This is a genomic window from Pseudomonas sp. LPB0260, assembly GCF_013388395.1.
This window is the reverse complement of sequence record NZ_CP058247.1, coordinates 3,495,467-3,507,259: the sequence shown is the minus strand read 5'-3', so window position 1 is coordinate 3,507,259 and position 11,793 is coordinate 3,495,467. Positions and strand designations below refer to the sequence as shown.

The window sequence follows — 11,793 nt, the reverse complement described above, 5'->3', positions numbered from 1 at the left end:
GTTCACCACAGGGAACTGAAGCGCGCCCGGGACGAACCCTGCGGACGCTTCCGGCGCTACCTGCCGGGTGTGCCTCACTGCTGCCACACTACCCGCTCGTCGCGCCCACCCCACTCGACAAATTGCGTCGCATAGGCGCCCTCGACGGCGCCGCGCTTTATCTTCAAGGTCGGCGTGAGAAAGCCGTTGTCCACGGACCAGGCGTCCTTGACCAGCACCAGTCCCTGCAGCCGCTCATGCTGGTCGAGGCTGCCATTGACCTCCTCGAGCAGCGCCTGGAGGCTGTTCTCCAGGGTGCCCCTGGCGCCGTTGGCCGCCTCCTGGCGGCCAGCCTCGGAGAGCACGCACAGGGCCAACGGCTGGGGCAGGCCATCGCCCACCACGCACACCTGCTCGATGCGCGAGTGCACGGCCAGGCGGTTCTCGATGGGCGCCGGGGCGACGTACTTACCCTTGCTGGTCTTGAAGATCTCCTTGATCCGCCCGGTCAGGCGCAGGTTGCCGTACGCATCCTGCTCGCCCTTGTCGCCGGTGCGCAGAAAACCGTCGGCAGTCAGCACCTCGGCGGTCTTCTCCGGCTCCTTGTAATAGCCCTGCATGGTGGCGCCGCTGCGCACCTGCACTTCACCCTCCGCGGCCACGCGCACCTCGACACCGGGGTTGCTCTGGCCGATCCAGCCTGCGCGGTAGCAGCCGGGGCGACAGACATGGGAATAGCCGCAGTTTTCGGTCATGCCATAGACTTCCAGGACCTCCAGCCCCAGGCGCTGGTACCAGGCGAGCAAGGCCTCGGGCACCGGCGCGGCGCCGGACAGCGCGTAGCGCACCGCATCCAGCCCGAGCCCCGCGCGCACCTTGCGGCCGACCATAGGACCGATCAGCGGCAGCTTCAGCAGCAGATCGAGCCGTTTCGCCGAGGTCCTGTTGAAGACCCCCATCTGCAACTTGGTCCAGATGCGCGGCACACCGAATATCACCGTGGGCCGGGCGCGCCGGATATCGACGAGAAAGGTATCCAGGCTCTCTGCGAAATACACCGTCTGCCCGGCATAGAGAGAGGCCAGCTCGACAAACATGCGCTCGGCCACATGACTGAGTGGCAGATAGGACAGCAGCCGGTCCGCCTCGCCGACGGCGAACAGTTCGATCGCGTGGCTGGCGGCGAAACCGAGATTGCCGAAGCTGTGCATCACGCCCTTCGGCGCCCCGGTGGTGCCCGATGTGTAGATGATGGTGGCGAGCCGAGCGGCTGCCGGCTGCGGGTCGTCACGGATCGGCGCGCAACGCTGCAGGTCATCCCACTGGTAGGCGAACTCGCCTTCGGCGTGCAGCGGCAGCGCTACCGTGACCAGCCCCTCCGGCACGCCAGGCGCCATGCCCGGCCAGTCGTCCAGCTTGCCGACGAACAGCAGCGCCGCCTCGGCATGCGCCAGCACCTGGCGCACCGAGTCGGCGGTGAGATTGGGATAGAGCGGCACCGAGACGTGCCCGGCCATCCAGATCGCCAGGTCGCAGACGATCCAGTGCGCGCAGTTCTTCGAGAGGATGGCGATACGACTGCCTTGAGCGAGCTCGCGACTGCGCAGCCAGCTGGCGGCCCGCCGCGCCTGCTCGCCCACCTCCGCCCAGCTCAGCTCCTGCAACCGGCCGCCCGGCAGAGGCTGCACCAGATAGGGCTTGTGCGGATGACGGGCCTCGCGCTGGTAGAACCGCGCGAGGGGCAAGCGGATCGCATCGTCCATGGGGCCACTCCTTCGTTGTTGTTGTGGAGCCAACCAAGCAATTGCTTGGTTGGACTATTCCACGCAAAAACGGGAGTCGCAAGTTAAGAAATGTATCGCCGCGGCGCGCCTTCAGCCGTGCCGCGGGTGCACCAGCGCCAGCAGGCTCATGGTTCCGGCAGCCAGCAGATCGCCGTCCAGCTCGGCCAGGCTGGCGGTGTGCATGGCCAGCGGCTGCTGCCGATGACCGTGGATCATCAACCCCGCCAGTGCGCCGACCAGCGGCTGATGGCTGACCAGCAGCAGTTCGCCGCTCTCGTACCTGTCCAGGCGCCGCAGCACCTCGCGAGGGTCGCTTTCGGGGGTCAGCCACGGCACCGTTTGTACGGGCCCGCCGAACGCCAGCGCTTCGACCACCAGGGCGGCCGTCTGCTGGGCGCGCACGTATGGGCTGACGAGGATCATCGTCAGCGGGCGCGCCTGCAACTGCACCGCCACCTGGGTGACCTCGTCACGGCCACGGGCGGTCAGGGCGCGCTCGGCATCGCTGGCGGCCTGGGGCTGGGCCTCGCCATGGCGCAGCAGCCACAGCCTCATCGGCGCGCGCTCACAGCTTCGGTTCTTCGTCGCGCGCCGGGTGTGGCGCCGGCGGCACCGAATGCGGCGCCTCACCCTGCGGGGCGCGCGGGGTCGGCCAATCGGAGAACGGCCACGGCTTGTCATCGCTGTTGAAGGTGCCGAAGCGGCCGATCTGCGCCAGATACTGGCTGAGGCTGTCGCCGAAGCCGAGCAGGCTGGCACTCGGCGCGCCGTAGAACAGCCGGTAGCCCAGCTGCAGCAGGACCACGGCCCCGAGCACCAGTTCGGCCAGTTGCCAGACAATGGTGAACAACACCATCCAGAGAATCCGCAACAGGATGGACTCGCGCTCCAGCTCTTTACTCTCTTCGCTCATGGCAATCTCCCTGAGAAATGCGGGCCTAGAAGCCCGTGGTGGAAATGAAATCGACGTCGGTCTTCGGCTCGGCCAGCATCAGCAGCTCGATCACCTGCCCCAGCGTACGCCCCTCGAACAGGATGGCATGCAGACCGGCAACCAGCGGCATGTACACCTGCAACTCCTCGGCCTTGGCCTTGAGCACCTTGATCGTGTTGACGCCCTCGGCCACCTCGCCGAGGCGCTCAACCGCATCGTCCAGGCTGAGGCCTTCGCCCAGGGCGAAACCGACCTGGTAGTTGCGGCTCTTCGGCGAGGAGCAAGTCACGATCAGATCGCCCACCCCGGCCAGGCCAAGGAAAGTCATCGGGTTGGCCCCCAGGTGCACGGCGAAACGAGTCATTTCCGCCAGGGCGCGGGTGATCAGCATGCTCCTGGTGTTCTCGCCCATGCCCAGGGCCGCTGCCATGCCGGCCATGATGGCGTAGACATTCTTCAAGGCGCCGCCAAGCTCCACGCCGAAACGATCGCCGCTGGCGTAGACGCGGAAGGTGCGGCCATGCAGGGCGGCCTGCACCTGCTGGCAGAGCGCCTCGTCCTCGCTGGCGATTACCGTCGCGGTCAGTGCGTGCTCGGCCACTTCCTTGGCCAGGTTCGGCCCGGACAGCACGCCGATGCGTGCCTGTGGGGCGATCTCTTCGAGAATCTGGCTCATCAATTTGAAGCTGCGCGCTTCGATGCCCTTGGTGGTGCTGATCAACAGCTTGCCGGCCAGTTGCTCGGCCACCGGCTGCAAGGCCTGACGCAAGGCGCTGGAGGGCAGCGCCACGAAGACCAGCTGGCAGGCGCCGAGCGCCGCGGCGAGGTCGCAGAGAGGCTCTACCTCGGGGTGAATCGTGACCCCTTTGAGGTAACGCGGGTTCTCCCGGGTGGTCAGGATGGCCTCGACCTGCTCTGGGTCACGCATCCAATGCAAGACGTGCCGGCCGTTCTCCGCCAGCAGGTTTGCCAGCGCGGTGCCGAAGCTGCCGCCGCCGAGCACGGCAATGGGGTGCTGCTCAGTCATAACGAGTCCGTAGTGGGTCATGGGTGGCAATCTGCAGGCATTATACGGGGCACAGGTTGGCCGGCCAGCTTTTCGCCGCGTTTACGGTCAATGCGCCGTGCCCCAAAAATCTCGTTCGACATGCACCAGGCGACTGGCAAAGGCGTTCAGCTCGGTTAACATGCGCACTTTCGACGCGAACAAGGCCGTTGCGTGGCAGCCCGATTCCCAAGCGTTTCCTGCCCTCGGGCGCATGATTCAGCCGCTAAGCGCGCCGGATCGAGCCGACTCGTCCGGCTGCGCGCCTGGTGTGGCTCGGCAAGTGGCAGCCTGGCAACGAAATCTCAAGTGCCCGGCGCGCAGGCCAGAAGCGCCGCCGAAGCTCGCCGCCCTAAGCATTCATTGGTTGAAGGAGACAGCCCGTGAGCAAGGGTCGCGGCTGGGACATTCATACCCGCACACAATTGATCAGCGTGGGTCCGGCGTTATTGCTGACCCTGCTACTGACCGGCTTTTTTACGTTCGAGCGCCTCCAGGACCTGCGCCTGGAGCTCAACCACACCGGCCAGCTGATCGCCAATCAGCTGGCGCCAGCCAGTGAGTACGGCGTGGCTTCGGGCAATCTGCAGGTACTGGATACGCTGCTGCAAGCCACCCTCAGCACTCCGCATGTGCGTTTCCTCGAGGTGCGCGACCGCGACGACAACATCCTGGTCTATGTGGAACAACCCAGCGGCCTCGAGCAATCCAGCGCCCGGGTGGAGGTCTTCCAGGCGCCGATTCGGCTACAACAGGCCGGCCTGGCTGACACCGCCCCGCAGCAGCCCCCCGGGCTCACGGCTACCTTGCCCGACAACCAGCTCGGCTACGTCGTGGTGGGCATGTCGGGCGATGCGCTCAATGACCGTCAGCAGGCTCTGCTGCTCAAGGCCGCGGTCCTGGCGCTGTTTGCCCTGCTGCTGACCTTCCTTCTCGCGCGCCGACTGGCGAGGCGCATTTCCAAGCCCCTGGGCGCCATGGGCAAGGCGGTCACGGCGATTCAGGCGGGCGAATATCAAACCCGCCTGCCAGAACTGGAGACAGGCGAACTGGGGGTACTGGCCCAGCACATCAACAACCTGGCCGGCGAACTGCAACTCGCCAGCCAGGAGCAAGAGCAGGCCATGGCCCTGCTGGTCAAGGCACGCGAGGAGGCGGAGCTGGCCAACCGTGCCAAGTCCGACTTCCTGGCCATGATGAGCCATGAGCTGCGCACCCCGATGAATGGCGTGCTGGGCATGCTGCAGCTACTGGAGACCACCGAGCTGACGGGGGAACAGGCGGAATACGCCGCGCTGGCCAGCGAATCCACCGAGCACCTGCTCAAGGTCATCAACGACATCCTCGACTTCTCGCGCATCGAGCGCGGCGCCCTGGAGCTTGAGTGCATTTCCTTCAACCTGCTGGAACTGATCCAGGGCTCGGCGCTGGTGTTCCAGCATGGCGCTCAGCAGCGCGGCCTGAGCCTCGAACTGGATACCCAGGACGGACTGGAGCAACTCGAGGTCCAGGGCGATCCGACGCGCATCCGGCAGATCCTGGTCAACCTCATCGGCAACGCGCTGAAGTTCACCGAACAAGGCAGCGTGCGCCTGGAAACCCGCTGGCAGGCCCTGGACAACCAGGTGCTCTGGTTCAGCTGCGCGGTGCACGACAGTGGCATCGGCATCTCGGCAGAACGCCTGGAACAGATGTTCGACGCCTTCCAGCAAGCCGACAGCTCCATTTCCCGACGCTATGGCGGCACCGGGCTCGGCCTGCCGATCGCGCGCACCCTGGCCGAGCGCATGGGCGGCATCCTGCGCGCGGAAAGCCGTGAGGGCCAGGGCTCGACCTTCATTCTGGAGGTGCCACTGCCCTTCTCGCTGCAGTCCCGGCCCCGTACCTCGAGCGCAGAGCTCGAGGGCCAGCATGGCCAGGGGCAGAAAGTGCTGCTGGTCGAGGACAACCCGGTCAATCAGACGGTGATCGAAGCCATGCTGCGCAGCCTTGGCTACGAGGTCGACCTGGTCGGCGATGGCGCCCGGGCCGTGCACAGCGCCGAGCAACAATGCTACGCGGCGATTCTGATGGACTGCCGCCTGCCGATCATGGACGGCTACGAAGCCACTCGGCAGATTCGCCGGCTCGACGGGCACGGCAGCATGCCGATCATCGCCCTCACCGCCAATGCCCTGCAGGGCGACCGGGATGCATGCCTCGACTGTGGCATGGACGATTACCTGGCAAAACCCTTCAAACGGGCCGACCTGCAGCGAATTTTGCAGCGCTGGCTGCCCGCTCAGGCTTCGGCCTCAGGCCAGGGCTGTTAAACTGCGATTGGCTCCCGGTCACCGGCGCGCAGGCTTGGCGTCTGTGACAAGGAGTCAGGAGCAGAGTACAACTGTACTCGACGCGCTGTGACTTTCCGCACATCGCAACAGTCTATGACTAGGCTGCTGGCAGGCGCACACCGGTGCGCGGCCAGCCAGGACGACTTGCCCAGCCTTGGCGCGTGGGGATTATTGAGGAGCTCGCATGACCAAACAAAACGCCTTCACCCGGGAAGATCTGTTGCGCTGCAGCCGCGGCGAACTGTTCGGCCCAGGTAATGCGCAACTGCCCGCGCCGAACATGCTGATGATCGATCGCATCACTCACATCAGCGACACGGGCGGTAAGTACGGCAAGGGCGAAATCGTCGCCGAGCTCGATATCACCCCGGACCTGTGGTTCTTCGGTTGCCATTTCGAAGGCGACCCGGTGATGCCGGGCTGCCTGGGCCTCGACGCCATGTGGCAGCTGGTCGGCTTCTTCCTCGGCTGGCAGGGCAACCCCGGCCGTGGCCGCGCCCTCGGCTCGGGCGAAGTGAAGTTCTTCGGCCAGGTCCTGCCGACCGCCAAGAAGGTCACCTATAACATTCAGATCAAACGCACCATCACCCGCTCGCTGATCCTGGCCATCGCCGATGGCAGCGTCAGTGTCGATGGCCGCGAGATCTACAGTGCCGAAGGCTTGCGCGTCGGCCTGTTCACCTCTACCGACAGTTTCTAAAGGATTCTCTCCATGCGTCGCGTCGTGATTACCGGTCTGGGCATCGTTTCCTGCCTGGGCAATGACAAAGAAACCGTCTCCGCCAACCTGCGTGCAGGCCGTGGCGGTATTCGTTTCAATCCGGAATACGCCGAGAAGGGCCTGCGCAGCCAGGTGTCCGGCTCCGTCGACCTGAACCTGGAAGAGCTGATCGACCGCAAGGTCTACCGCTTCATGGGCGACGCTGCCGCATTCGCCTACCTGTCGATGCAGCAGGCCATCGCCGACGCGGGCCTCAGCGCCGAAGAAATTTCCGACCCGCGCGTCGGCCTGGTCGCCGGCTCCGGCGGTGCCTCCACCTTCAACCAGATGGAAGCCATGGACATCCTGCGCGAAAAGGGCGTCAAGCGCGTCGGCCCGTATCGCGTGCCGCGTACCATGGGCAGCACCGTTTCCGCCTGCCTGGCGACCCCCTTCAAGATCAAGGGCGTGAACTACTCGATCTCCTCGGCCTGCGCCACCAGCGCCCATTGCATCGGCACCGCCATGGAGCAGATCCAGTTGGGCAAGCAGGACATGGTCTTCGCCGGCGGCGGCGAAGAAGAGCACTGGAGCCAGAGCTTCCTGTTCGACGCCATGGGCGCCCTCTCCACCCAGTACAACGAGAGCCCGGAGAAGGCCTCTCGCGCCTACGACGCCAAGCGTGACGGTTTCGTCATCGCCGGCGGCGGCGGCATGGTGGTGGTCGAGGAGCTGGAGCATGCGCTCAAGCGCGGCGCCAAGATCTACGCGGAAATCGTTGGCTACGGCGCCACCTCCGACGGCTACGACATGGTCGCGCCGAGTGGTGAAGGCGCGGTACGTTGCATGCAGCAGGCCCTGGCCACCGTCGACACGCCGATCGACTACCTGAACACCCACGGCACCTCGACTCCGGTCGGCGACGTCGCGGAAAGCCGCGCCGTACGTGAAGTGTTCGGCGACAAGGCACCGGCCATCAGCTCGACCAAGAGCCTCAGCGGCCACTCCCTGGGTGCTGCCGGCGTCCAGGAAGCGATCTACTGCATGCTGATGATGGAAGGCAACTTCATCGCCGGCTCGGCCAATATCGAGGAGCTTGATCCCGAGATCGCCGACCTGCCGGTTCAACTCAAGACCGTGGAGAACGCCAAGATCGACACCGTCATGAGCAACAGCTTCGGCTTCGGCGGCACCAATGCCACCCTGGTGCTCAAGCGCTGGACCGGCAAGTAAGCAGCTTGCTTGCTCGCAATTGAAAACGGCGCCCTAGGGCGCCGTTTTTCATGGTTCATCACTTCATACGGTGAAGCGTGCGACCATGCCATTGAGGTCGACGGCCAGCCGCGAGAGCTCCTGGCTCGCCGCGCTGGTCTGGTTGGCGCCGGCTGAGGTCTGCAGCGCCAGGTCACGAATGTTCACCAGGTTGCGATCGACTTCGCGCGCGACCTGCGCCTGCTCTTCGGCGGCACTGGCTATGACCAGGTTTCGCTCGTTGATCTGGGTAATCGACGAGGTAATCCGATCCAGCGCCTCGCCGGCCGACTGAGCGACCTCCAGGGTCGAGCGCGCGCGTTGATTGCTCTGCTGCATGGCATCGACCGCCTGATCGGTGCCCTGCTGAATGCCGCCGATCATCTGCTCGATCTCCTGGGTCGACTGCTGGGTGCGATGGGCCAAGGCACGCACCTCATCGGCCACCACCGCGAAACCGCGACCGGCATCACCCGCCCGGGCGGCCTCGATCGCCGCGTTGAGCGCCAGCAGGTTGGTCTGCTCGGCAATCGATCGAATCACATCCAGTACCTGGCTGATGCCCCGGACTTTACCTGCCAGCTGTTCGACCTGGCTGGCGGTATGGGTAACATCGCCGGCCAACTGGCTGATCGAGTCGACGGTTTGCAGAACCTGCTGGCGACCGAGCCGGGCCGTCTTGTCGGACTCGCCGGACGCCTGGGAGGTACTCACGGCGTTCTGCGCCACTTCCTCGACCGCCACGGTCATTTCGTTTACCGCGGTCGCGGCCTGTTCGATTTCATTGCTCTGGGCGTGCAGGCCACGGGTGGAGTCTTCGGTCACCGCGTTCAGTTCTTCGGCCGCGGATGCCAGTTGATTCGAGGAGTCGGCGATACGCTGAATGGTGTCGCGCAGGCTGCCCTGCATGCGTTTCAAGGCCTGCAGCAACCGCGCGGGCTCATCGCTTCCCTCGATCTCGATCGGCTTGGTCAGATCGCCTGCAGCCACGTACTCCGCCGCGCGGACCGCAAGTTCCAGAGGGGCGACGATGCTGCGGGTAAACAGCGTGGCCAGCAATGCAGTCAGCAGGCCCGCGGCGATGATGGTAATGACCACCCAGTCGAAGGCCTGGTCGTAGGCCGATTCGGCGCGCTGGGCTGCTTCACCCGCCTCGTCGCGATTGATCCCCATCAGCTCGACCAATGCCTTGGTCATGCCGTCGGCATGCAGGTTGATATTACCGTTGAGCGCCACCATGGCCTGTTCGCGCTGGCCCTGCGACACCAGCCGAGCCACTTCGCCCTGGTACTGCAGGTACTGTGACTGCTCCGCCTTGAAGCGCTGGTAGGCGGCCCGTTCTTCGGCCGTGGTCAGGTACTTGGCGAAGGTGTTATCCAGGGTGCGTACATCGTCCAGCAGTTGAGCCAGCTTTGCCTGGGTTTCCTGCAGCAAACCGCTGTCGGTCACCACCGCCAGGCGGTAAGTCAGCACCCGCACACGCAAGATGGTCTGGTTCAGCTCACTCAGGGCAATAATGCTCGGCAGCCAGTTTCGATCTACCTCGTTGGCTTCCTTGCGCATGGCGGACATCTGACCAAGGGCAAACACCCCCAACAGCAGCACAATCAGGCCAATCAAGCCGAAACCCAGCGCAGAGCGCGGCGCGATATTGAGATTTCTCAGGGACATTCGAGTATTCCTATAGCATGGCCGTCTGCGGGCCAAGGATCGATCATGCTTGCCTGGCGGGCACTGGCCCACCGCATGCTGTTTATCGGCCCACTGAAAAGAACCTTAAGCCCGCGCTCCGCTCGTTTATCGGTATTTCCGTGCGTAGTCGGGGTCCGAAACCGTGCAGTCTAGTAGGTCTGCCCAGAATTCCCGGGGCGATCCGCCGCGATGCAACCAGAAGACCCGAATCGCCCCCTCGCCTGCCTACCGCTTCGCCAGCATCGGCTCCCGAGCGCGAAACGATGGCACCAACCATGCTTTTCCGGACAGCGAGCAATGCCAGCAACAAAAAAGCCGACGCAAAGGCCGGCCTTTTCATAAACCTGGTATCTAGCGCACCACAAATCGCTGTTCGGCGAGTTTGCGGTCATCCTGGAACACCAGGAAATGCCACTCTCCAGGGACAACCTCATAGGGCTCGCTGAACTCGAAGGCCATGGTGTCCTGAGCGGCCTCCGGAACCAGCTTCTGCACCACCACGAACTTGTCGTGGCGGGCTCCATCCGGGGTCGTCACTCCAGGAGTGAGATACAACAGGGTCAATGGCGCGCCCCCTGCAGTCTTGCCGGCGAGGCTGTAGCGCAGGCCGAATTTGGTACCGAGCTTCGCCGGTATCACTTCGCTGCGCTCGATCGGTTGCCGGTGGCGAGTCAGCACCCGCTCGCCTGGTTGGAAATCCTCATACTCGCTGACGAAGATGCCATGTTCCACCTCGCCTTCGACGCGAACCTCGGCCTGAACCCAGCCTGCCAGCAGCATGAGTGCGATCAGTGCACTGAATCGGGGGTATTGCATAACGCGCGCTCCTTGTTCGAGATGGCGCGAGCCTATGACAGCCGAGTGACAGCTTGATGACGGCTCTACCGGCGCGCTGCCGCCTTGACTCGCCGCGGCAGCACGGCCAGAAAGTTGTCGCGCGCCACCCGCTGCGCCACATCCTCCGGCAAGGCGTCGAGAAAGGGGTCGAAGCCGCGGAGAAAGTCGCCCAGGCTGTCGAACCGGCCCACCACATCGGAGCCGAGCATGAAGCGCGCGGGATAGCGGCTGACCAATTGCACCCATTCGGGGTCGGGCCTGCCCTGCTTATCCAGCAGGTACGGCTTGAGCACGCTCCAAGACAGGTCGATATACAGGTTGGGGTACTCCTCCAGCATGCGCCGCACAGTCGGCAAGAGGAAATCCAGCTTGGTTTGATGACGGTGAATTTCCGCGCTGGTGCCGGCATGGGCCCAGATGAAACGTACATGGGGGTGGTTGCGCAGCGGCTCTTCGATTTCCGCCAGATACAGCGGGTTACGCTCGCGTTTGGAAGTGATGTTGGCATGCAGCAACACCGGCAGATCGTATTCGGCGGCCAGGTGATAGACCCGCGCCATCGCCTCGTTGTTGGCCCGCGGCACATCGCCCTGCATCAGCGCGGTAAGGTCATCGTGGCGGGTGAACACCTCGCCGATGCCTTGCCACAGGCCGGGGTCCAGCTCGAGCATGCGGCGGATATGCGCATCGGCGTTCTTGTCGTTGGGATTGAAGCCCGACAGAAACGGATGAAACCGCTCGCGCTGTTCAGCCGGCAACTGTTTGTAGGCATGGGCAATCAGCGTATCGGTAGCGCTGTACCAGTACACACCGGCATCGTCCCCGGCGTAGTAGCGCGGGCGCTTGGGTTCGTCTTCATGCCACTTTTTCGCCACCGGAATGCCGGCGAGCATGACATGCTCAACCTGGGCAGCGGCCATCGCCGCCAGCAACTTGTCCATTCCGGCGCTTTCCTGGAAGAAGTCGACGTAGTGCAGGTGTGCATCGCTGTAGCGGTAGTCACGGGCCAAGGCGCATGCCGTGGTCGCCCCCAACAGCAGCGCGAGCGTCAGTCGCAGCAAGATCAATACGGCATCCTCATCCTGTTATGGGCAGATAGACTGCCGCAGCGCCCGGCAAGTTCAGCAGCATCCCGACGCCGACGACATGGGCTAGGCTGCTGGTCTGTAAGGCCCAAGGGGTTGCGGAACCGGGAGTACGCATGAACAGCATCAGCAACGAAGAGACCCAGCTGCAAC

The 11,793-nt window shown here is 64.4% G+C and carries 10 protein-coding genes; 3 read left to right on the top strand and 7 right to left on the bottom strand.

The features are described from left to right. Window positions 1-74: 74 nt before the first annotated feature. From LPB260_RS15790 to LPB260_RS15775, 4 genes are all read right to left on the bottom strand, one after another. Entirely contained in the window at window positions 75-1,742 is a 1,668-nt protein-coding gene (locus LPB260_RS15790; RefSeq protein ID WP_208706768.1) for an AMP-binding protein, read from the bottom strand. A 111-nt stretch (window positions 1,743-1,853) separates the two neighbouring features. Next, window positions 1,854-2,318 (bottom strand): phosphohistidine phosphatase SixA, encoded by a 465-nt coding sequence (gene sixA, locus LPB260_RS15785; protein WP_208706767.1) that lies wholly within the window; start codon window positions 2,316-2,318, stop codon window positions 1,854-1,856. Window positions 2,319-2,328: 10 nt separating this feature from the next. Continuing rightward, a complete protein-coding gene (locus tag LPB260_RS15780) occupies window positions 2,329-2,676 on the bottom strand; it encodes a DUF4389 domain-containing protein (protein WP_208706766.1) in 348 nt (115 codons plus the stop codon). 25 nt (window positions 2,677-2,701) lie between these two features. After that, complete coding sequence (locus tag LPB260_RS15775) at window positions 2,702-3,724, bottom strand: NAD(P)H-dependent glycerol-3-phosphate dehydrogenase (protein WP_208706765.1); 1,023 nt, start codon at window positions 3,722-3,724, stop codon at window positions 2,702-2,704. A gap of 401 nt (window positions 3,725-4,125) precedes the next feature. On the opposite strand from LPB260_RS15775, the gene LPB260_RS15770 reads away from it, so the two are divergent. The 3 genes from LPB260_RS15770 to fabB all read left to right on the top strand — a co-directional run bounded on the left by LPB260_RS15770 (window position 4,126) and on the right by fabB (window position 8,008). Next, a complete protein-coding gene (locus LPB260_RS15770) occupies window positions 4,126-6,054 on the top strand; it encodes an ATP-binding protein (RefSeq protein WP_208706764.1) in 1,929 nt (642 codons plus the stop codon). Window positions 6,055-6,259: 205 nt separating this feature from the next. Next, on the top strand, window positions 6,260-6,775 hold the full coding sequence (fabA, locus tag LPB260_RS15765; RefSeq protein ID WP_208706763.1) for a 3-hydroxyacyl-[acyl-carrier-protein] dehydratase FabA: 516 nt from the start codon (window positions 6,260-6,262) through the stop codon (window positions 6,773-6,775). Between the two features lie 12 nt (window positions 6,776-6,787). Then, a complete protein-coding gene (fabB, locus tag LPB260_RS15760; protein ID WP_208706762.1) occupies window positions 6,788-8,008 on the top strand; it encodes a beta-ketoacyl-ACP synthase I in 1,221 nt (406 codons plus the stop codon). A gap of 63 nt (window positions 8,009-8,071) precedes the next feature. Here the strand turns inward: fabB and LPB260_RS15755 are convergent, their stop codons facing one another. From LPB260_RS15755 to LPB260_RS15745, 3 genes are all read right to left on the bottom strand, one after another. Beyond that, on the bottom strand, window positions 8,072-9,697 hold the full coding sequence (locus LPB260_RS15755; protein WP_208706761.1) for a methyl-accepting chemotaxis protein: 1,626 nt from the start codon (window positions 9,695-9,697) through the stop codon (window positions 8,072-8,074). Between the two features lie 372 nt (window positions 9,698-10,069). Further along, a complete protein-coding gene (locus tag LPB260_RS15750) occupies window positions 10,070-10,534 on the bottom strand; it encodes a DUF3859 domain-containing protein (RefSeq protein WP_208706760.1) in 465 nt (154 codons plus the stop codon). A 65-nt stretch (window positions 10,535-10,599) separates the two neighbouring features. Further along, window positions 10,600-11,622, bottom strand: coding sequence for an amidohydrolase family protein (locus LPB260_RS15745; RefSeq protein WP_208706759.1), 1,023 nt, complete (start codon window positions 11,620-11,622; stop codon window positions 10,600-10,602). Between the last annotated feature and the right edge of the window lie 171 nt (window positions 11,623-11,793).